Source organism: Salinisphaera sp., from assembly GCF_002729955.1.
In the GTDB taxonomy this organism is placed as follows: domain Bacteria; phylum Pseudomonadota; class Gammaproteobacteria; order Nevskiales; family Salinisphaeraceae; genus Salinisphaera.
Genome location: NZ_PBYA01000049.1, coordinates 112085 through 132304 on the forward strand (window position 1 = coordinate 112085; position 20220 = coordinate 132304).

Consider the following 20220-nt stretch of genomic DNA (forward strand, 5'->3'; position numbering starts at 1 on the left):
CTGAGCCTATCCGGCTGATGCCGGCCCAGACACAACCGATTCTTGCACCCGCAAACGAGAAACGGTCGCCACCACGGCGGCCGTTTTCTTTTCGGGTGCGTTGTTTTCAAGGTGGAGCGATGGACAAGACACCGCTGACGCAGACCGGCGCCGACGCGCTACGTGATGAGCTCAAGCGACTCAAGAAAACCGAGCGCCCGCGCATCGTCGCGGCGATCGAAGAGGCGCGTGCCCATGGCGATCTCAAGGAGAACGCCGAGTACCACGCAGCCAAGGAAGAGCAGGGCTTCAACGAAGGCCGTATCAACGAAATCGAGTCGAAGCTTGCCACCGCTCAGATCATCGATGTCGCCCGTGTGGGTGCGCAGGCGAACGGGCGCGTGGTGTTCGGCGCCACGCTGGATCTGGCCGACGAGGACAGCGGCGAAGAGTTCACTTACCAGATCGTTGGCGAGGACGAGGCCGACATCAAGAAGGGGCTGCTGTCGTTTGCCTCGCCTATCGCCCGTGCCCTGATCGGCAAGACCGAAGGCGACGTGGTCGATATCGAGGTGCCCGGTGGCCGCCGTACGCTTGAAATCGTCGAGGTGCGCTATATCTGATCGCCGTCCCGACGCCGCGGCCGCGCCCCTGACTACGCCTTTTCAGGGTTGGGGCGATACAGGGTCGCGGTGCGTCCGATCTGCTGAACACAGGCCGCCCCGAGGCGTTCGCAAATCTGTTCGACCTCGGCGCGCCGGTCCTGTTTTTCCTCGGTGGCGAGCTTGACCTTCACCAGCTCATGGTCGAACAGGGCCCGATCGATCTCGGCCAGTACCGGCTCGCTCAGCCCGGCCGCGCCGGTTTGCACCACAGGCTTGAGATGATGGGCCTGTTTTTTGAGTGCCCGGCGGGATGCGGCATCGAGGTCTAGGGACATTGGCGGTTTCACGACAGCTGGCTGAAAACAGCGCAACAGTATACGACCCATGAGCAAGCGCAGCGATACACGCCGTTGGCTGGACAAGCATCGAAACGATCCCTATGTGCGGGCCGCCCAGAAGGATAATTACCGCTCGCGCGCGGTCTATAAACTGGCCGAGGTCGACGAGCGCGATCAGCTGCTCAAGTCCAAGCAGTGCATCGTCGATCTGGGGGCCGCGCCCGGCGGCTGGAGCCAGTATTGCCGTCGCCAGCGCCCGCAGGCGCGGGTCGTGGCGCTGGATCGCCTGAATATGAAGCCGATCGACGGGGTGGATTTCCTCAACGTCGATTTCGCCGAACAGGCCGGGGTGGATACGCTCATGCAAACGCTGGGCAACGACCGCGTCGATCTTGTACTTTCCGACATGGCCCCCAATTTGACGGGGATCATGGTGGCCGATCAGGCCGGTGTGATGCAGTTGGCAGAACTCGCGCTGGACCTGTGCGCTTCGGTTCTGGACGCCGAAGGCGATCTGTTCATCAAGGTGTTTCAGGGCGAGGGTTTCGACGAAATGCTGGTCGATATGCGACAACGCTTTCGACGCGTGGCGGTGCGCAAGCCCAAGGCCTCGCGCGATGCCAGCCGGGAAATGTATCTGCTGGGCCAGGGCTGGCGTACATGAAGCTGTGGGATAAAGCAGCGGGCCGACAGGCCGATTGTTTATACTGTCCGCTACCAGGTCGGACACCAATCATACGGCCGCACGATCGCGGTCGAGGATGTAGATCTTGAACGAACTAGCTAAGAATCTGCTGTTGTGGGTCGTGATCGCGCTCGTGTTGATGAGCGTGTTCTCGAGCTTCGCCCCGTCGACGTCGAACGCGAACGAGGTGCCGTACTCGCAGTTCCTCGACCAGGTCGAAAACGGCAGCGTCGCGCAGGTCAATATCGAGGACCAGCGCATCCGCGGTCAGCTCAAGTCCGGCCAGAAGTTCGCGACCTTCAGTCCCGAGTCCGACAACAAGGCGATGATCGGCACGCTGCGCGAGCACGACGTCGAGATCGTCGGTGAGCCGCCGGATCAGGGCTCGTTCCTCAAGCAGATTCTCATCTCCTGGTTCCCGTTCCTGCTGCTGATCGGCGTGTGGATTTACTTCATGCGCCAGATGCAGGGCGGCGGCGGTGGCCGTGGTGCGATGTCCTTCGGCAAGTCGAAGGCGCGCATGATGCAGGCCGACCAGGTCAAGATCACCTTCGCCGACGTGGCCGGCGTGGAAGAGGCCAAGTCCGAGGTGCAGGAGCTGGTCGAATTCCTCTCCGAGCCGGGCAAGTTCCAGCGCGTGGGCGGCAAGATTCCGCGCGGTGTGCTCATGGTCGGCTCGCCGGGTACCGGCAAGACGCTGCTGGCCAAGGCCATCGCCGGCGAGGCCGGGGTGCCGTTTTTCTCGATTTCGGGCTCCGACTTCGTGGAAATGTTCGTCGGCGTGGGCGCATCGCGTGTGCGCGACATGTTCGAGCAGGCCAAGAAGCAGTCGCCCTGCATCATCTTCATCGACGAAATCGACGCGGTCGGTCGCCAGCGTGGTGCCGGCCTGGGCGGCGGGCACGACGAGCGTGAACAGACGCTCAACCAGCTGCTGGTCGAGATGGACGGCTTCGAAGGCAGCGAGGGCGTGATCGTGATCGCGGCCACCAACCGCCCCGACGTGCTCGACCCCGCGCTGCTGCGCCCCGGTCGTTTCGACCGTCAGGTGGTGGTCCCGCTGCCGGACGTGCGCGGGCGCGAACAGATCCTGAAAGTGCACATGAAGAATGTGCCCATTCACGACAACGTGAAGGCCTCGGTCATCGCCCGTGGCTGCCCGGGCTTTTCCGGTGCGGATCTGGCCAACCTCGTCAACGAGGCGGCACTGTTCGCCGCGCGTGCGAACAAGAAGCTCGTGGTCCAGGAGGATTTCGAGCGCGCCAAGGACAAGATCATGATGGGCGCCGAGCGCAAGTCCATGGTCATGACCGAGGACGAAAAGCGCCTGACCGCCTATCACGAGGCCGGCCACGCGATTATCGGCCTGACCGTGCCCCAGCATGATCCGGTGCACAAGGTCACCATCGTGCCGCGCGGTCGTGCGCTGGGCGTGACCATGTTCCTGCCGGAAGAGGATCGCTACAGCTATTCCAAGCAGCGGCTGATCAGCCAGATCTGCACGCTCTACGGTGGGCGTCTGGCCGAGGAGATCATCTTCGGCAAGGAAGCGGTCACCACGGGCGCCTCGAACGACATCGAACGGGTAACCGAAATCGCCCGCAACATGGTCACCAAGTGGGGCCTGTCCGACCGACTCGGGCCGATTGCCTACGATACGGAAGACAACCAGCCCTTCCTGGGCAAGGCTGCGACGCAGTCCAGCGGTATTTCCGACGAAACGGCGCACGCCATCGACAAGGAAATCCGTTCCATCATCGACGGTTGCTACGAGCGCGCCAAGCAGATCCTCGAGGATCATATGGACAAGCTGCATCTCATGTCGGATGCGCTGATGAAGTATGAAACCATCGATCGCAAGCAGATCGACGAGATCATGCAGGGCCGCGAGCCCGGTCCGCCGGAAAGCTGGGACGATTCGGATACGCCGAACTCGGGCGGCGGCAATGCGCCGACCGCGAGCACGCCGGACTCCGATGCCTCGTCCGACAAGCAGGACAAGGGCGACAAGGGTGTGCCGAGCCCGGCTCATCATCGTGAGTCCTGATCCCGATCGGGATTGAGAAAGCCGGCAGGCATTGTCTGCCGGCTTTTTCGTTGTAGCGGGCGTCATGCGCAATCGTTTTCGGGGTTTCGTTGCTGTACGGAGCGACGGGTGTATTTGAGTAGTCGTTACAGGCGCCTGGATCTGGCCAGGCCCGTGGTCATGGGCATTCTCAACGTCACGCCGGATTCCTTTTCCGACGGCGGTGCCTATGTCGAGACGGCGCGGGCGGTGGATCATGCCCTGACGCTGGTCGAGCAGGGTGCTGCGATGATCGACATCGGCGGCGAATCCACGCGGCCCGGCGCGAACCCGGTCGACGAGCGCGAAGAAATGGCGCGCGTGCTGCCAGTGATCGAGGCTCTGCGGGCACAAAGCGATGTGTTCATCTCCATCGATACGATCAAGCCGCAAGTGATGCGGGCGGCCTGCGCCGCCGGAGCCGACATGATTAACGACGTCATGGCTCTGCGCGCCCCCGGGGCGATCGATGCGGCGCGTGACAGCGAGGCCGCGGTTTGCCTGATGCACATGCAGGGCGAACCTCGCACCATGCAGACCGCGCCGGTTTATGGTGATGTCGTCGCCGATGTGCGGGCCTTTCTAGCCGAGCGGGTGGCCGCCTGCCGGAGCGCGGGCATCGACGACAGCCGCCTCTGCGTAGACCCCGGCTTCGGCTTCGGTAAGACGCTGGCGCACAACCTTGAGCTGATGCGCCGACTGCGCTGCTTCGTCGACGACGGATTGCCCGTCCTCATGGGCGTGTCGCGTAAATCCATGTTCGCGAAACTGCACGGCCATGACGGCATGGAAAGTCGTATTCATGCCAGCATCACGGCCGCATTCTGGGCGGCGACACAGGGCACGGGTATCATCCGCAGCCACGATGTGGCTCATACCGTCGAGGCGCTCATGCTCGCCGCGGCGTTGGTCGATAACTGATTCACCGGTTCAACAAGGAAGGCACGATCGTGGCTCAGCGATATTTCGGGACGGACGGCATTCGTGGGGAAGTGGGGCAGGCGCCACTTACACCGGACTTCGCGCTCAAACTTGGTTGGGCGGCCGGCCGTGTGCTGGTTCGCCGGCTGGGTGAGCGCGGGGTGCCGGAAAGCGCCGGTGAGCGGCCTCAGGTACTCATCGGCAAGGACACCCGTCTGTCCGGCTATATGTTCGAATCCGCTCTCGAGGCCGGCTTCGCTTCCGCCGGTGTGGATGTCCTGCTGGTGGGGCCGCTGCCCACGCCAGCGATCGCCTATCTGGCACGCACGTTTCGTGCGGGCGCGGGCGTGGTCATCAGTGCGTCGCACAACCCGTTTTCCGACAACGGTTTCAAGTTCTTCTCTCACTACGGCCAGAAACTGGCTGACGAGGTCGAGGCCGAAATCGAGGCCGAACTCGAGCAGCCGCTGGTTTGTGTGGATTCTGATCGGCTCGGTCGTGCGCGCCGCGTGGAAAGCGCGCCCGGGCGCTATATCGAGTTCTGTAAATCCACGGCGCGCTTCGAAAACGGCGGTCTGTCGGGCATGAAGATCGTGCTCGACTGTGCCCACGGCGCGACCTATCACGTCGCACCGGATGTGTTTCGTGAGCTCGGCGCACAGGTGACGGTAATCGGGGCCTCGCCTGACGGGCTCAATATCAATCGCGACGTTGGTTCGACTCATCCGAAAGGCCTGTCCGAGGCGGTACGCGCCCACGGCGCCGATGTGGGTGTCGCGCTCGACGGCGACGGCGACCGCTGCATCATGGTCGACCACGAAGGCAATATCGTGGACGGCGATCAGCTGCTCTATGTCATCGCCAATGCCCGCCGCGAAGCCGGTGAGCTGCAGGGGCCGGTGGTCGGCACCTTGATGAGCAATCTGGGGCTTGCGCTGGCGTTCAAGCGCGATGGCGTCGCATTCGAACGAGCCAAGGTGGGCGACCGCTATGTCTTCGAGCGTCTGCGCGCGCTGGGCGCGAACGTGGGCGGGGAATCCTCGGGCCATATCCTTTGTCTGGATCGGGCCACCACGGGGGACGGCATCGTCTCGGCCCTGCAGGTGCTGGCGGCGATGGTGAGCACGGGTTCGAGCCTGCGCACGCTGGTGACGCCGGTCGGTAAGTGCCCGCAAACGTTGATCAACGTACGCATCACACGCGGCAGCGCAGACAGCTTGATGCAGAACACGCAGGTGGTTGACGCCGTGCGGGACGTGGAAAATACGCTGGGCGACGAAGGTCGCGTATTATTGCGCCCCTCGGGCACCGAGCCGCTGTTGCGCGTGATGGTCGAAGGCACCGACGCGGGTGCCGTGGAAGACTGCGCCAACCGGCTTGCAGAAAGCGTTCGTCAGGCCGCAGCGGCCTGAAGACAATGCATAAAATGATGATAGAGGGTATTCGATGAGCCGTAGGATGCTGATCGCAGGCAACTGGAAAATGAACGGCGACGCCGCCCAGGTGGACGCATTCGCGCGTGCGCTGAGCGCGGACGCCGGCTCGATCGCCGCCGAAATGCTGGTGTGCGTGCCGTTCGTCTATATCGAGCGTCTGGCCGCGGGTCTGGCGGATTCGCCGGTCGCACTCGGCGCACAGAACGTGGCCGCGGAAGTCGATGCCGGCGCATTCACCGGCGAAGTCAACGGCGGGATGCTGGCCGATATTGGATGTCGTTATGTCATCGTGGGTCATTCGGAGCGACGCGCACTGTATGGTGAAACCGATGCGGTCGTCGCAGCCAAGGCCAGCGCCGCCGTCGCGGCCGGTCTCAAGCCGATCGTGTGCGTAGGCGAGACGCTGGAACAGCGTGAAGCCGATCAGACCGAAACGGTGCTGGCCGCGCAGCTCGCAGCCCTGTTCGAGCAGTGCGATCGGGCCACGCTTGCCGAGGCGGTTATCGCATACGAACCGATCTGGGCGATCGGGACCGGTCGCTCGGCCACGCCGGAACAGGCACAGGACGTCCACGCATTTTTGCGCGGGCAAATCGCCAACAACGATGCTACAATGGCGGAATCGGTTCTGCTGCTTTACGGCGGCAGCGTAAAGCCGGACAATGCCGCGGCGCTATTCGCCGGGGCGGACGTCGACGGCGCGCTGATTGGCGGCGCTTCGCTCAAGGCCGATTCATTCTTGGACATCGCGCGCGCGAGCGGTTAGGCTCGCGCCCGTTCACAGGCTCTGGCATGGTTTATACAATACTGGTCGTCATCCAGGTCGTTGTTGCATTGGCTCTTATCGGGCTGATCCTCGTGCAGCATGGCAAGGGTGCAGACGCGGGCGCTGCCTTTGGTAGCGGCGCATCGGGTACGGTTTTCGGGGCCAAGGGCTCGGCGAACTTCATGACCCGCGCAACCGCTTCGCTGGCGACGGTGTTCTTTGCCATCAGCCTGACGCTGGCCTATCTGATCAACGGTGCAAGCACGCCCACGGGCAGTGTGACCGATCAGGTTCAGCAGCAGGCGCCGGGATCGTCGTTGTTGTCGGATGGCAACAACAATGGCGTGGCCGGCGACGAGGTCGTTACCGGTGAAGGTTCAAACACCGACGCCGATAACGAAAATCAGGGTGCGCCTGCCGATAATGGTTCGGCGGCGCCGCAAGTTCCGGGCGATAGCGGCGATGACGCCGATACGTCCGAGCCCAGTGCGCAGGTGCCCGAGTAGGGCGCGCACGGGCCCACGATCATGCCGACGTGGTGGAATTGGTAGACACGCTGTCTTGAGGGGGCAGTAGCGAGAGCTGTGCCGGTTCGAGTCCGGCCGTCGGCACCATACAATTTGTCAGCGACGTGAGAGGCACGCCAGCGGCGATATGCGAGTCACGATCAGAAAGGGCCTGGATCTGCCAATCGGCGGCGCTCCGAGGCAGGTCATTCAGGATGCGTCGCCGGTAAGTCGCGTCGCGGTCGTCGGCACCGACTATCACGGCATGAAGCCGACAATGGCGGTCAGCGAGGGCGATCGCGTCAAGCTCGGTCAGCCGCTGTTCGAAGACAAGAAAACCCCTGGGGTCATCTATACCGCGCCAGGTGCGGGCGAGGTGGTCGCGATCAATCGCGGCGCCAAGCGCGTGCTCCAGTCGGTCGTCATTCGGCTCGACGGCGAAGCCGGCGCTGACGACGAAATCACTTTCGAATCATACAGCCCGGAAAAACTGGGCGAGCTCGATGCCGGGCGCGTCGAGACAACGCTGATCGAGTCCGGTCTATGGACTGCGCTGCGTACCCGTCCGTTCAGCAAGGTGCCCGCGCCGGGCACGCGGCCGCGCTCGATATTCATCACCGCGATTGATACCAATCCGCTGGCGGCGGATCCGGCGGTCATCGTCAATCAGCGGCGCTCGGATTTCGTCAACGGCCTGCGCGTGTTGTCGCGTCTGACCGAGGGCTCGGTCTATATCTGCAAGGCGCCGGGCGCGGACATTCCGCAGCCGGGCGGTAGCCAGTTCGTTACCGCCGAGTTCGAAGGCAAGCATCCGGCCGGGCTGGTCGGTACCCACGTGCATTTTCTCGACCCGGTTGGCGTCGACAGCTGCGTCTGGCATCTCGGTTATCAAGACGTCATGGCCGTCGGCGCGTTATTCACCAGCGGGCGTATCAACGTCGAGCGCGTGGTGGCGCTGTGCGGGCCGGCTGCATCGAATCCGCGCCTGCTGCGCACGCGTATGGGTGCGAGCACGGATGAGTTGCTGCACGACGAGCTGCAAGGCGATGAGGTTCGCGCGATTTCCGGGTCGGTTCTGTCCGGACGCCGGGCAGCCGAATGGGGTTCGTTCATCGGCCGTTACGACACCCAGCTGACGCTGTTGCCGGAAAGCCGGGAACGGCCGTTCATGGGCTGGTTGGCGCCGGGCCGCGATCGTTTCTCGAAAATCAACGTGTTTCTGTCGAGCCTGCTCAAGCCGTCGAGTTACAAGTTCAATACGTCGCAGAACGGCAGTGCCCGAGCGATGGTGCCGATCGGCAACTACGAAGAAGTGATGCCGCTCGATATTTTGCCCACGCAGCTGCTGCGCGCATTGCTGGTGCAGGATACCGACAGCGCCCAGGCGCTCGGTGCCACCGAGCTGGATGAAGAGGATCTGGCGCTGCTGACGTTCGTCGACGTGGCCAAGTACGATTTCGGGCCGCACCTGCGTGCGAATCTCGACATCATCGAACGCGAGGGTTGATTCCATGGCGGGTTTGAGAGAAGGGCTGGATCGCTTGCACCCGCTGTTCGCCAAGGGCGGACGGTTCGAGCGTTTCTATGCGCTCTACGAAATGGTGGATACGTTCTTTTATTCGCCAGCGGATACCACCCGCACTGCACCCCACGTGCGCGACGGGATCGATCTCAAGCGCGTGATGATCTACGTGTGGCTTGCGACGTTCCCCTGCATGTTCATGGCCTGCTGGAACACCGGTTTTCAGGCCAATATGGCCATGGCCCAGATGGGCCTCGACAGCGTCGACAACTGGCGCCAGGTGCCCCTGAGCTGGTTCGGCGTGGATCACAGCCCCGAAAGTTTCTGGGACAATTTCGTTCTCGGCTTCTGGTATTTCGCCCCCGTCTATTTCGTGACCTTCGTGGTCGGCGGCCTCTGGGAAGCGCTTTTCGCCGCGGTTCGCAATCACGAGATCAACGAAGGCTTCTTTGCCACGTCGATTCTCTACACGCTGACGCTACCGCCGGCGATTCCGCTCTGGCAGGCCGCGCTGGGTATCACCTTCGGCATTGTCGTAGGCAAGGAAGTCTTCGGCGGCACGGGCAAGAATTTTCTCAACCCGGCGCTTACCGGTCGTGCTTTCCTGTTCTTTGCGTTTCCGGCCTATATGTCGGGCGACAGTGTCTGGACCGCCGTCGACGGCTGGTCCGCGGCCACACCGCTGGGCCTTGGCGCCAGCGACGGCATGAACGCGATCACCAGTCAGATTACCTGGTGGGATGCGTTTGCCGGCGATATTCAGGGCTCGCTGGGGTCGACCTCCACGCTGGCGATCCTTCTCGGTGCGGCATTTCTGCTCTACACCCGCGTGGCGTCCTGGCGCATCATGGCGGGCTGCGTCGGCGGCCTCGTCGGTATCACGCTGCTGTTCAACCTGATCGGCAGTGAAACCAACCTGATGTTCGGCATGCCCTGGTACTGGCATCTGGTGATCGGCGGTTTTGCCTTCGGCGCCGTGTTCATGGCCACCGATCCCGTCAGCGCCTCGATGACCAATACCGGGCGGGTGATTTACGGCGCGCTGATCGGCGTGATGACCGGGCTGGTACGGGTGGTCAACCCGGCGTTCCCGGAAGGCATCATGCTTGCGATTCTGTTCGCGAACATCTTTGCCCCGCTGATCGACTATTTTGTGGTGCAGGCGAACGTGCGACGGCGCCAGAAGCGGCTGGCCAGCGCCAATGGCAGCCGGCGCGGCAAGCCGGTCGACACGGTCGCCGCGGAGTAGATCATGGTTGGTATTGTCGGATTTTCGCGTGACGGTGTCGGCTACGTGGTCGTGGTCGCGCTCGCGGTCTGCTTGGTTTGCTCTGTTCTCGTGGCGTCGGCTGCGACGTTCCTCAAGCCCATGCAGACGGTGAACGCCAAGGCAGACCGCCGCAGTAATATTCTGGAAGTCGCCGGGCTGCCCAGCGGCCCCGACGTCGACGTGAACGAAGTGTTTCGTGACCGCATCGAAGCCCGCGTGGTGGATCTGTCCACCGGCGAGTACGTGCCCGACATGGAGTCGAGCAACTTCGACCAGCGGCGTGCCGCATCGGACCCGGACACCAGCATCAAGATTCCGCGTTCGCAGGATATCGCCGATATCAAGCAGCGCTCGAAGTATGCCGAGGTGTATCTGGTCAAGGATGACCAGGGCCAGCTCAAGACCGTCGTGCTACCGATTCATGGCTATGGCCTCTGGTCGACGATGTATGGCTTTCTGGCACTCGAGCCCGACGCAAACACCGTGCAGGGCATCAAGTACTATGAGCAGGGCGAAACCCCGGGTCTGGGCGCCGAGGTGGAGAACCCGCGCTGGCGTGCCAAATGGGACGGCAAGAAGGTCTACGACGACAACGGCGACGTCGAGCTGAGCGTGATCAAGGGCAGTGTCGGTCAGGGCACCCCGAACGCCCAGTACAAGGTCGACGGTCTGTCGGGCGCGACGCTGACCAGCCGCGGCGTGTCGAATACGATTCATTACTGGCTGGGCGAGAACGGTTTTGAGCCGTTCCTCGACAAGATTCGCAGCGGCAAGCTGTCGGCGGAGGGATAGACATGGCACAGAGTCAGGCTATGAAGGTGTTGACCGAACCGTTGGTCAACAACAATCCGATCGCCCTGCAGATCCTCGGGATTTGTAGCGCACTTGCCGTGACCAACCAGGTGGCAACGGCGCTGCTGATGTGTGCCGCGCTGACCGCGGTGACGGCCTGTTCGAACTTTTCGATCAGCCTCATCCGCAACCATATTCCCTCAAGCATTCGCATCATCGTGCAGATGACGATCATCGCCTCGCTGGTGATCGTGGTCGACCAGCTGCTCAAGGCCTTTGCCTATGACCTGGCCAAGTCGATGTCGGTTTTCGTGGGCCTGATCATCACCAACTGCATCGTCATGGGACGTGCGGAAGCATTCGCCATGAAGGAGCCGCCGGGTCTGGCGTTTCTCGACGGGCTGGGCAACGGTCTCGGCTACAGCCTGATCCTGTTGCTGGTGGGCGTCATCCGTGAGCTGTTCGGCGCCGGCTCGCTGCTTGGGTATCAGATTCTTCCGCTGGCGAGCGCGGGCGGCTGGTACGTGCCGCTGGGCATCATGCTGTTGCCGCCGAGCGCGTTCTTCATTATCGGTTTTCTGATCTGGGGCCTGCGTAGCTGGAAGCCGGAACAGAATGAAGAAGCGGATTATCAGATCCACCAGGTGCATCGCACCGAAGTCGTCTAGCGGCAGACCGACGAGGCATTCGACGTGGAAAACTATCTCAGTATCCTGATCAAATCGGTCTTTATCGAGAACCTGGCGCTCGCCTTCTTTCTCGGTATGTGCACCTTCCTGGCGCTGTCGAAGAAGATTTCGACAGCAATCGGCCTGGGTGTGGCGGTGATCGTGGTGCAGGGGCTGACCGTTCCGGTCAATAACCTGATCTATCAGCATCTGCTCAAGGAAGGCGCGCTGGCCTGGGCCGGCTTGCCGAATACGGACCTGAGCTTTCTGGGGCTGATCAGCTATATCGGCGTGATCGCCGCCATGGTTCAGATTCTGGAGATGTTTCTGGATCGATTCGTGCCGGCGCTCTACGCCGCACTCGGCATCTTCCTGCCGCTGATTACGGTGAACTGCGCGATCATGGGCGGTTCGCTGTTCATGGTCGAGCGCGACTACGGCTTCGGTGAAAGTCTGACCTATGGCCTGGGCAGTGGCATCGGCTGGGCGCTGGCCATTGCCGCGCTGGCCGGGGTGCGCGAAAAGCTCAAGTATTCCGATGTACCGGACGGTCTGCAGGGCCTGGGCATCACCTTCATTACCGTGGGCTTGATGTCGCTTGGCTTCATGGCCTTTTCCGGTATTCAGCTCTAGACACGCGACTTCGGAGAACGTGAGAACTCATGGGTGAAGTAGCGCAAATCAGTCTTGGCGTCGGGGTGTTCACCGGCGTCGTGTTGTTTCTCGTCGCGGTGATCCTGCTGGCGAAGTCGCGTCTTGTAGCCAGCGGCAACGTCAATATCGAGATTAACGGCGAAAAGACCATCAAGGCCGCGGTGGGCACGAAGCTGCTGGGCGCGCTGGCCGACTCCAAGCTTTATGTATCCTCTGCCTGTGGTGGCGGCGGTACCTGCGCGCAGTGTCGGGTCAAGGTGCTCGAAGGCGGCGGCGCGATCCTGCCCACCGAGGAAAGCCACATCAACAAGCGCGAAGCGCGCGAGGGTGATCGGCTGTCCTGTCAGGTGACCGTCAAGCAGGACATGAAGATCAAGGTTCCGGAGGAAGTCTTCGGCGTCAAACAGTGGAAGTGCAAGGTACGCTCGAACGACAACGTCGCAACCTTCATCAAGGAACTGGTGCTTGAACTGCCCCAGGGCGAACACGTCAATTTCCGCGCCGGTGGCTATATCCAGATCACCTGTCCGCCGCACGAAGTCGCCTACAAGGATTTCGTGATCGACGAGCGTTTCCACGAGGACTGGGACACCCACAATCTGTGGCGGTATGTGTCGAAGGTCGACGAGACGGTAACGCGCGCCTACTCGATGGCGAACTATCCGGAAGAAGAGGGCATCATCATGCTCAACGTCCGGATCGCCACGCCGCCGCCGCGCAATCCCGACGTCAAGCCGGGCGAAATGAGCTCCTACATCTTCAGCCTCAAGCCAGGCGATGAGGTGCTCATTTCCGGGCCCTTCGGTGAATTCTTTGCCAAGGACACCGACGCAGAGATGGTGTTCGTGGGCGGTGGCGCCGGTATGGCCCCGATGCGTTCGCATATATTCGACCAGCTCGGACGCCTCAAGACCAATCGCAAGATGTCGTTCTGGTATGGCGCGCGTTCGAAACGCGAGATGTTCTACGTGAACGACTTCGACACGCTGGCCGAAGAGAACGATAACTTCACCTGGACCGTGGCCTTGTCCGACGCCAAGGAAGAGGACGAATGGACCGGTGAGACCGGGTTTATCCATAACGTGCTCTACGAGCGCTATCTCAAGGATCATCCGGCCCCGGAAGATTGCGAATACTATCTGTGCGGCCCGCCTATCATGAATGCGTCGGTCATCAGCATGCTCGAGGATCTGGGCGTCGAGCCGGAAAACATCATGCTGGACGATTTCGGGGGTTAATTCCCGGCATCGTTGCCTGCGAACGACCCCGCGTAAGGCCTGGCCGCGCGGGGTTTTTATTGGCTGATTGCCGAGTCGTCGCGCGCCGCCCTCGCTCACGCGGACGTGAAGGAAAAGATATGCAAGCGAACATCGTTCATTCCCATACCGTCACCCCGGGGCTGCGCCGGCGCGCGCGCCGCTCGGCGCTGGCGGTCCTGCTGGCTTTGGCGGTTCTTGTTGCTGCCTGTACAGGCGAGCAGCGCGAACCGATTCGCGTCAGCGGCCCCGCACAGGGCACGACCTACAGCGTGACGGTCATGGATCCGCCGTCCGAGCTGGACAGGGCCCGCGTAAAGGCGGCGATGGACGAGTTGATCGAAAACATCGACGCGCAGATGTCCACCTGGCGGGACGATTCGGAAATCGCGCGCTTCAACGCGGCGCCGCAAGGCGAGTGGGTGCCCGTATCGCCGGAGTTCGCGCAGGTGACCCAGCGCGCGCTCGCGATCGGGCGCGATACCGGCGGTGCTTTTGATGTGACGCTGGCCCCCATACTCAAGGTCTGGGGGTTTGGCGCGGGCGCGAGCGAGCCCAGTCGTTTGCCGACCGCGGATGAACTGGCGGCCGCCCGCGAAAAGACCGGTCTCGGGCTTGTCGAAGTACGCGATGAACCGCCCGCACTAAGAAAGCGCGCCGCCAACGTAACGCTCGATCTGGCGGGTCTGGCGCAGGGCTACACGGTCGATCTCATGGCCCAACGTCTGGACGAGCTGGGCGCGAAGCGCTACCTCGCCGAACTGGGCGGCGAGCTGTACGCGAAAGGCAACAAGACCGGGCGCTCGCCCTGGCGTATCGGTGTGGAGAAGCCCAAGGCCGGCGCACGCGAAATCGAGCGCATCGTGGGCCTGGCTGACGCCGGCATGACCACCTCCGGCGACTATCGCGACTATTTCGAAATCGACGGTCGCCGGTTTTCGCATACCATCGACCCGCGCACGGGGCGTCCGGTCGCCCACGATGTGCGCGCTGTCACCGTGATTGCACAAGACGCCACGCGGGCCGATGCGATGGCGACCGCGCTGCTGGTGATGGGTGAAGAGGCCGGGCTTCGTTATGCGAATGAACACGATCTGGCCGCGTTATTCGTGAGCGGCGACGCACCGGCGTATACTGAAACCTATTCCAAGGCATTCGAACCCTATATCGAGGAGTCGAAATGACACAGTTGCTGATACTCACCCTCGTGGCCTTTGCCGTGATGGCGTTGGTCGTCGCCGGCATGGCCATCGGGGTCATGGTTACCGGACGCGAGATCAAGGGCAGCTGCGGCGGCGTCGGCGGCGGCGACTGTGCCTGCAGCAAGGGCGGGAATTGCCCGACCACCGACAAGGCGCAGTCGCACTGATGTCGGCCCCATCGCTGGTCGTAAAGGACTATATGCGGGAGGTGATGGTCACCTTCCGTCCCGATGCCGACGCGCTGCGCGCGGTGCATCTGCTGCTGGAGAAAGACGTCTCCGGTGCGCCGGTCACCGATCGGCTCGGCAACATCGTTGGTTTTTTGTCGGAGAAGGATCTGCTCGGGATCGCGCTCGAGGCGGGCTATCACGCCGATGCGGCGGGTACCATCGAAGCGCTGATGTCGAAAAAAGTCGTGACAGTCGATGCGGAAGATAGTATTGTTAGCGCCGCTCGGATACTCCGGGACGCGTCGACGGAGACGTTGCCAGTGATGCTGCAAGGACGCCTCGCTGGTATGATCACTCGTCAGGACGTGCTTCGGGCATTCGAAAGCCAGCGCTAGTTTAGGCGTATTGAGTTACGCATTCGCTAGTCGATTTTCCTAGAAGCTGTAGTGACAAATCAGGGCCTTGCATTATGAAGGCCAAGTCATTATAGTTTCGCGCCATCGGGTGCGGGGTGGAGCAGTCTGGCAGCTCGTCGGGCTCATAACCCGAAGGTCGCAGGTTCGAATCCTGCCCCCGCTACCACATCTTGGTTGGATTAAAAGCCCCCGATGCGGGGCTTTTTTTATTGGCGCTTTATGTCGCAACGTCTTCACGAATTGCTCGAACCGATCATCAACGATCTGGGCTACGAGCTCTGGCACCTCGAATCGGTCGGCGCGGGGCGCAATCGCGTGCTGCGTGTGTATATCGATTCGTCCGAGGGCATCGCGCTGGAGGACTGCGAGACGGTCAGCCACGAAGTAAGCGCGGCCCTGGATGTCGAGGACGAAGGCAGCGGCCAGTATCAGCTGGAAGTCTCGTCGCCGGGTCTGGATCGACCGCTCGTTACCGGAGAGCATTTTCGTCGCTTCATTGGTGAACGTGCGCGCGTGAACATGTTTGCGCCGGTCGGCGGCAAGCGAAAGCTGCGCGGTACGATCCTGGCGGTGAACGGCGACACGGTTGATTTGGGCTGTGACGACCAGACATACAGCCTCGCGACAGGTGATATGGCGAAAGCCAGGCTGGAGCCCGTCTTTGAAGAATAGGGGCTTTGTCGAAGCGGTTTTGCCGGTCAAACGCAACACGAACGATTTCGGGTGGCAGCGATGAACAAGAATGTCCTATTGGTCGCCGAGGCGGTTTCAAACGAGAAAGGCGTTGATCGAGAGATCATCTTCGAAGCAATCGAAGCCGCGCTTTCCTCCGCTACGCGCAAGAAGCACGGCGGCGAAATCGCGGTGCGGGTCGAGGTCGACCGCAAGACCGGTCACTACGAAACATTCCGGCGCTGGCAGGTCATAGAGCCGGGCGCCGAGGGCGAGGACGGCGAGCCGGTCTTCATCGAAGCGCCGGATCGCGAGATTTCGCTAGAAACCGCGCGTGAGAATCATCCCGAGATCCAGGCCGGCGAGTTCATCGAAGAGCCGATGGAATCGGTCGAGTTCGGCCGTATCGCAGCTCAGGCCGCAAAACAGGTCATCGTGCAGAAGGTGCGCGAGGCCGAGCGCGCCCAGATCGTCGACCAGTACAAGCATCGCGTAGGCGAGCTGATTACGGGTCTGGTCAAGCGCATGGAGCGCGGCGCGGTGATTCTCGATCTGGGCGGCAACGCAGAAGCCATCATCCCGCGAGATCAGATGATCCCGCGCGAGCCGATGCGTCCGGGCGATCGCGTGCGCGGCTATCTTTATGACGTACGCCCCGAGCAGCGCGGCCCGCAGCTTTTCGTTTCTCGTACCAAGCCCGAATTCCTGCTGGAACTGTTCAAGCTGGAAGTGCCGGAGATTGGCCAGGGCTTGATCGAACTGCGCGGCGGTGCGCGGGATCCGGGTCTTCGCGCCAAGATTTCGGTACAGGCCAAGGATCGTCGTATCGATCCGGTGGGTGCCTGCGTCGGCATGCGGGGTTCGCGCGTACAGAGTGTGTCGAACGAGCTCGCCGGCGAACGCATCGATATCATCATGTGGAACGAAAACCCCGCCCAGTTCGTGATCAATGCGATGGCGCCGGCGGAAGTCGAATCCATCGTGCTGGACGAAGATTCCAACAGCATGGATCTGGCCGTCGCTGAAGACGTGCTGGCCAAGGCGATCGGTCGCGGTGGCCAGAACATTCGTCTGGCCTCGGAACTGACCGGCTGGAAGCTCAACGTCATGACCGTGGAAGACGCGGATGCGAAGAGCGAGGCCGAAGGCGAGGCGCTGCAGACCATGTTTCGCGAGCAGCTCGACGTCGACGACGAGGTTGCCGTCATTCTGGTCCAGGAAGGCTTCACGACCACCGAAGAAATCGCCTACGTGCCGCTCGAAGAGCTCGCCGAAATCGAAGAGTTCGACGAGGACATCGGCGAAGAACTGCGTAATCGCGCCCGCGATTACCTGCTCTCCAAGGCGATTTCCAGCGTGGAAGGCGGCGCCGAGGTCGACGACGACCTGTACGAAGTCGACGGTGTCGACGAGGAACTTGCCGCCCGCCTGGGTGAAAACGGTATCCTCTCGCGCGATGACCTCGCCGAGCTGGGCGCAGACGAACTCGTCGAGATGGTCGAAATAGATGAGGCAACGGCCGGCAAGCTGATCATGGCTGCTCGGGCGCACTGGTTTGCTGACGAGCAGGCCGACGCCGAATAGAATTGTCCTGAACAAACGGACGCCCGGCGCGGCAACGCACCAGCGCGGGCCCCATGGAGTAAGCAGAATATGGCGCAAACGACAGTCAAACAGCTGGCATCGGAAGTCGGTATTCCGGTGGAGCGACTGATCACGCGCTTGGCCGAAGCCGGTGTCTCCGCTTCTACGGAGAGCGACGGCATCAGCGACGACGACAAGCTCAAGTTGCTGCGGCATCTTCGTGAAAGCGGCGGCGCGTCTCGGTCGGGTGGCAAACTCGGCACCCGCAAGAGCGGTGTTTCGACCCGTCGGCGTTCGACCTCGGAGCTGAAGGTCAACACCGGCCGCGGCGCAACCTCGGGCCGTACGGTCAGCGTGGAAGTGCGCAAGCGGCGCACCTATCGCCAGGAACAGCAGCCGGAATCCGCGCCGGAGCAGCCGCCGGCCCAGGATGCTGAGCAGCAGGCGCGTGCCGAAGCCGAAAAGGCCGAGCAGGACCGTGTGGCACAGGAGGCTGCCGAGCAGGCCGCCCGCGAAGAGGCCGAGCGTGTCGAGGCCGAGGCCAAGGCCCAGCGCGAACAGGAAGAAGCGCTGCGCCAGCAGGCAGAGGAGCGCGCCAAGCGCGAAGCCGAGATCAATGCCCAGCGTGAAGCCAAGGAAAAGGCCGACCGCGAAGCCCTCGAGAAAGAGCGTGCCAAGCGCACGGTCAAGGTCGATGATGCGCGTTCGCGCGCACAGGAAAACCTGCGGCGCGCGGCCCAGAGCCACGGCCGTACCGAAGAAGACGCCGAGCGCGAGAAAAACCGCGGCAAGCGCAAGGAATTGCACGTTGCCGAAGGCAAGGAAGGTCGGCGCAAGAGCAAGAAGAAGCGGGTCACGCGTAGCGCCAGCAAGGTCAACGTGGCGACCGAGCACGGCTTCGAGCGGCCCACCGCACCGGTGGTGCGCGATGTCGAGATTCCCGAGCTCATCACCGTGGCCGAATTGGCCCAGCGCATGGCCGTCAAGGGCGGCGAGCTGCTCAAGCGGATGATGAAGCTGGGCGTGATGGCCACCATCAACCAGACCGTCGATCAGGATACGGCGTATCTGCTGGTCGAGGAGATGGGCCACAACCCGAAACCGGTGAAGTCGGAAACGGCGGAAGAAACGCTGATTGACGAAGTACGTGCCGAGGAAGAGGAAGTCGAAGGCGTCACCCGCGCCCCGGTCGTGACCATCATGGGCCATGTCGACCACGGCAAGACCTCGCTGCTCGACTATATCCGCCGTACCAAGGTACAGGCGGGCGAGGCCGGCGGTATTACCCAGCATATCGGCGCCTATCACGTGAAGCACGACAAGGGTGCGATCACCTTCATCGATACCCCGGGCCACGCCGCGTTCACCCGCATGCGCGCTCGCGGTGCCGAGATCACCGATATCGCGATTCTGATCGTGGCGGCCGACGACGGCGTCATGCCGCAGACCAAGGAATCGATCCAGCACGCCCGCGCTGCCGGGGTGCCGATCGTGGTCGCGGTCACCAAGATGGACGTTCAGGCCGCCGATATCGACAAGGTAAAGAGTGGCCTGTCCGCGGAAGACATCATCCCCGAAGACTGGGGCGGCGACACCATGGTGGTGCCGGTGTCCTCGCATACGGGTGAAGGCATCGACGATCTGCTTGATGCGATCCTGCTGCAAGCGGAAGTGGCCGAGTTCAAGGCGCCGGTGGACGTGCCGGCCCGTGGCACGGTCATCGAATCCAGCCTGGAGAAGGGTCGTGGCCCGGTCGCGACCATTCTGGTGAAGGCCGGTACCCTCAAGCGCGGCGACGCCATTCTCGCTGGCCCGCATTTCGGCCGCGTTCGTGCCATGTTCAACGAGCTGGGCGAACAGGTGAAATCGGCCGGGCCGTCGATCCCGGTCGAGGTGCTGGGCCTGTCCGGCACGCCGGAAGCCGGCGACGATGCGTTCGTGGTCGCGAACGAGAAGCGGGCTAAGGAAATCGCCTCGCAGCGCGACGAGCGCGAACGCGAGAACAAGCTGGCCCAGCAGCAGGCCGCGCGCCTGGAAGAAGTGTTCTCGGCGATCGGCGAAAACGGTCCCTCGGAAACCAAGGATCTCAACCTGCTCATCAAGGGCGACGTGCAGGGCAGCGTGGAAGCGCTGGTCGAGTCGCTGGGCAAGATCCCCTCGGAAGAGGTCAAGATCCGGATCATCTCCAGCGGCGTGGGCGGCATCAGCGAGTCCGATGTCGAGCTCGCACTGGCGTCGAAGGCGATCATCATCGGCTTCAACGTGCGTGCCGACGCCAAGGCCCGCAAGGTCATCCAGGAATCGGGCGTGGACGTGCGTTATTACAGCGTTATCTACGAAGCGATTCAGGACGTCACCGACGCGGTCAGCGGTCTGCTGGGTACGGAAGTTCGCGAAGAGATCATCGGGCTGGCCGAGGTGCGCGACGTGTTCCGTTCCTCCAAGCTGGGTGCGATCGCGGGCTGCCTGGTCGCCGATGGCAACGTCGTGCGTGGCCAGCCGATTCGCGTACTGCGTGACAACGTCGTGGTCTACGAAGGCGAACTCGAATCGCTGCGTCGCCACAAGGACGACGTCAATCGCGTGCCGGCGGGTACCGAATGCGGTATCGGTGTCAAGAACTACAACGACATCAAGCCCGGTGACCAGATCGAGGTCTACGAGCGCACCGAAGTGCAGCGCGCTGTGCAGACGGCAGAGCCGGCCTAGGCCG

19 protein-coding genes, 2 tRNA genes and 1 pseudogene are annotated in these 20220 nt (G+C 62.5%); 21 read left to right on the forward strand and 1 reads right to left on the reverse strand.

What is annotated here, in order from left to right:
* Positions 1–119 precede the first annotated feature (119 nt).
* Positions 120–602 carry a transcription elongation factor GreA gene (gene greA, locus CMN27_RS13510; RefSeq protein ID WP_293627226.1) on the forward strand — a complete coding sequence of 161 codons (483 nt, stop codon included), beginning with the start codon at positions 120–122 and terminating at the stop codon, positions 600–602.
* Positions 603–634: 32 nt separating this feature from the next.
* On the opposite strand, the gene yhbY is transcribed toward greA, so the two are convergent.
* A complete protein-coding gene (gene yhbY / locus CMN27_RS13515; protein ID WP_293627228.1) occupies positions 635–919 on the reverse strand; it encodes a ribosome assembly RNA-binding protein YhbY in 285 nt (94 codons plus the stop codon).
* A 49-nt stretch (positions 920–968) separates the two neighbouring features.
* On the opposite strand from yhbY, the gene CMN27_RS13520 reads away from it, so the two are divergent.
* From CMN27_RS13520 to infB, 20 genes and pseudogenes are all read left to right on the forward strand, one after another.
* A complete protein-coding gene (locus tag CMN27_RS13520; RefSeq protein ID WP_293627230.1) occupies positions 969–1586 on the forward strand; it encodes an RlmE family RNA methyltransferase in 618 nt (205 codons plus the stop codon).
* Positions 1587–1692: 106 nt separating this feature from the next.
* On the forward strand, positions 1693–3654 hold the full coding sequence (gene ftsH, locus CMN27_RS13525; RefSeq protein ID WP_293627232.1) for an ATP-dependent zinc metalloprotease FtsH: 1962 nt from the start codon (positions 1693–1695) through the stop codon (positions 3652–3654).
* 159 nt (positions 3655–3813) lie between these two features.
* Positions 3814–4593: a dihydropteroate synthase gene (folP, locus tag CMN27_RS13530; RefSeq protein ID WP_293627324.1), complete on the forward strand. Its 780-nt coding sequence runs from the start codon at positions 3814–3816 to the stop codon at positions 4591–4593.
* Between the two features lie 29 nt (positions 4594–4622).
* Complete coding sequence (gene glmM / locus CMN27_RS13535; protein ID WP_293627234.1) at positions 4623–6005, forward strand: phosphoglucosamine mutase; 1383 nt, start codon at positions 4623–4625, stop codon at positions 6003–6005.
* A gap of 34 nt (positions 6006–6039) precedes the next feature.
* Entirely contained in the window at positions 6040–6795 is a 756-nt protein-coding gene (gene tpiA, locus CMN27_RS13540) for a triose-phosphate isomerase (protein ID WP_293627236.1), read from the forward strand.
* Positions 6796–6821: 26 nt separating this feature from the next.
* Positions 6822–7091, forward strand: a pseudogene (secG, locus tag CMN27_RS17480) (preprotein translocase subunit SecG); the annotation flags it as partial.
* Between the two features lie 233 nt (positions 7092–7324).
* Positions 7325–7409: transfer RNA gene (locus CMN27_RS13550), tRNA-Leu, on the forward strand.
* A gap of 40 nt (positions 7410–7449) precedes the next feature.
* Positions 7450–8808: a Na(+)-translocating NADH-quinone reductase subunit A gene (locus CMN27_RS13555; RefSeq protein WP_293627240.1), complete on the forward strand. Its 1359-nt coding sequence runs from the start codon at positions 7450–7452 to the stop codon at positions 8806–8808.
* Between the two features lie 4 nt (positions 8809–8812).
* Positions 8813–10072: an NADH:ubiquinone reductase (Na(+)-transporting) subunit B gene (locus CMN27_RS13560; protein WP_293627242.1), complete on the forward strand. Its 1260-nt coding sequence runs from the start codon at positions 8813–8815 to the stop codon at positions 10070–10072.
* A gap of 3 nt (positions 10073–10075) precedes the next feature.
* Positions 10076–10885 carry a Na(+)-translocating NADH-quinone reductase subunit C gene (locus CMN27_RS13565; protein ID WP_293627244.1) on the forward strand — a complete coding sequence of 270 codons (810 nt, stop codon included), beginning with the start codon at positions 10076–10078 and terminating at the stop codon, positions 10883–10885.
* 2 nt (positions 10886–10887) lie between these two features.
* Positions 10888–11553, forward strand: a complete 666-nt coding sequence (locus CMN27_RS13570) for an NADH:ubiquinone reductase (Na(+)-transporting) subunit D (RefSeq protein ID WP_293627246.1) — start codon at positions 10888–10890, stop codon at positions 11551–11553.
* Positions 11554–11577: 24 nt separating this feature from the next.
* On the forward strand, positions 11578–12186 hold the full coding sequence (nqrE, locus tag CMN27_RS13575) for an NADH:ubiquinone reductase (Na(+)-transporting) subunit E (protein ID WP_293627248.1): 609 nt from the start codon (positions 11578–11580) through the stop codon (positions 12184–12186).
* 29 nt (positions 12187–12215) lie between these two features.
* Positions 12216–13445 carry an NADH:ubiquinone reductase (Na(+)-transporting) subunit F gene (gene nqrF / locus CMN27_RS13580; protein ID WP_293627250.1) on the forward strand — a complete coding sequence of 410 codons (1230 nt, stop codon included), beginning with the start codon at positions 12216–12218 and terminating at the stop codon, positions 13443–13445.
* A 119-nt stretch (positions 13446–13564) separates the two neighbouring features.
* Positions 13565–14647, forward strand: coding sequence for an FAD:protein FMN transferase (locus CMN27_RS13585; RefSeq protein WP_293627252.1), 1083 nt, complete (start codon positions 13565–13567; stop codon positions 14645–14647).
* Positions 14644–14832, forward strand: coding sequence for a hypothetical protein (locus CMN27_RS13590; RefSeq protein WP_293627254.1), 189 nt, complete (start codon positions 14644–14646; stop codon positions 14830–14832). Before CMN27_RS13585 ends, CMN27_RS13590 begins: the two co-directional genes overlap by 4 nt.
* Entirely contained in the window at positions 14832–15230 is a 399-nt protein-coding gene (locus CMN27_RS13595) for a CBS domain-containing protein (RefSeq protein WP_293627256.1), read from the forward strand. Before CMN27_RS13590 ends, CMN27_RS13595 begins: the two co-directional genes overlap by 1 nt.
* Positions 15231–15340: 110 nt before the next feature.
* Positions 15341–15417, forward strand: a tRNA-Met gene (locus CMN27_RS13600).
* 53 nt (positions 15418–15470) lie between these two features.
* Positions 15471–15923, forward strand: coding sequence for a ribosome maturation factor RimP (rimP, locus tag CMN27_RS13605; RefSeq protein ID WP_293627326.1), 453 nt, complete (start codon positions 15471–15473; stop codon positions 15921–15923).
* Between the two features lie 60 nt (positions 15924–15983).
* On the forward strand, positions 15984–17507 hold the full coding sequence (gene nusA, locus CMN27_RS13610; protein WP_293627258.1) for a transcription termination factor NusA: 1524 nt from the start codon (positions 15984–15986) through the stop codon (positions 17505–17507).
* Positions 17508–17576: 69 nt separating this feature from the next.
* Entirely contained in the window at positions 17577–20216 is a 2640-nt protein-coding gene (gene infB, locus CMN27_RS13615; protein WP_293627260.1) for a translation initiation factor IF-2, read from the forward strand.
* The last annotated feature ends 4 nt before the right edge of the window (positions 20217–20220 follow it).

Excerpts from the sequence above, each read along its gene's own strand:
- greA (WP_293627226.1), top strand. The coding sequence starts at position 120 with ATGGACAAGACACCGCTGACGCAGACCGGCGCCGACGCGCTACGTGAT.
- yhbY (WP_293627228.1), bottom strand. The coding sequence starts at position 919 with ATGTCCCTAGACCTCGATGCCGCATCCCGCCGGGCACTCAAAAAACAG.
- CMN27_RS13520 (WP_293627230.1), top strand. The coding sequence starts at position 969 with ATGAGCAAGCGCAGCGATACACGCCGTTGGCTGGACAAGCATCGAAAC.
- folP (WP_293627324.1), top strand. The coding sequence starts at position 3,814 with ATGGGCATTCTCAACGTCACGCCGGATTCCTTTTCCGACGGCGGTGCC.
- tpiA (WP_293627236.1), top strand. The coding sequence starts at position 6,040 with ATGAGCCGTAGGATGCTGATCGCAGGCAACTGGAAAATGAACGGCGAC.
- CMN27_RS13555 (WP_293627240.1), top strand. The coding sequence starts at position 7,450 with ATGCGAGTCACGATCAGAAAGGGCCTGGATCTGCCAATCGGCGGCGCT.
- CMN27_RS13560 (WP_293627242.1), top strand. The coding sequence starts at position 8,813 with ATGGCGGGTTTGAGAGAAGGGCTGGATCGCTTGCACCCGCTGTTCGCC.
- CMN27_RS13565 (WP_293627244.1), top strand. The coding sequence starts at position 10,076 with ATGGTTGGTATTGTCGGATTTTCGCGTGACGGTGTCGGCTACGTGGTC.
- CMN27_RS13570 (WP_293627246.1), top strand. The coding sequence starts at position 10,888 with ATGGCACAGAGTCAGGCTATGAAGGTGTTGACCGAACCGTTGGTCAAC.
- nqrF (WP_293627250.1), top strand. The coding sequence starts at position 12,216 with ATGGGTGAAGTAGCGCAAATCAGTCTTGGCGTCGGGGTGTTCACCGGC.
- CMN27_RS13585 (WP_293627252.1), top strand. The coding sequence starts at position 13,565 with ATGCAAGCGAACATCGTTCATTCCCATACCGTCACCCCGGGGCTGCGC.
- CMN27_RS13590 (WP_293627254.1), top strand. The coding sequence starts at position 14,644 with ATGACACAGTTGCTGATACTCACCCTCGTGGCCTTTGCCGTGATGGCG.
- CMN27_RS13595 (WP_293627256.1), top strand. The coding sequence starts at position 14,832 with ATGTCGGCCCCATCGCTGGTCGTAAAGGACTATATGCGGGAGGTGATG.
- rimP (WP_293627326.1), top strand. The coding sequence starts at position 15,471 with ATGTCGCAACGTCTTCACGAATTGCTCGAACCGATCATCAACGATCTG.
- nusA (WP_293627258.1), top strand. The coding sequence starts at position 15,984 with ATGAACAAGAATGTCCTATTGGTCGCCGAGGCGGTTTCAAACGAGAAA.
- infB (WP_293627260.1), top strand. The coding sequence starts at position 17,577 with ATGGCGCAAACGACAGTCAAACAGCTGGCATCGGAAGTCGGTATTCCG.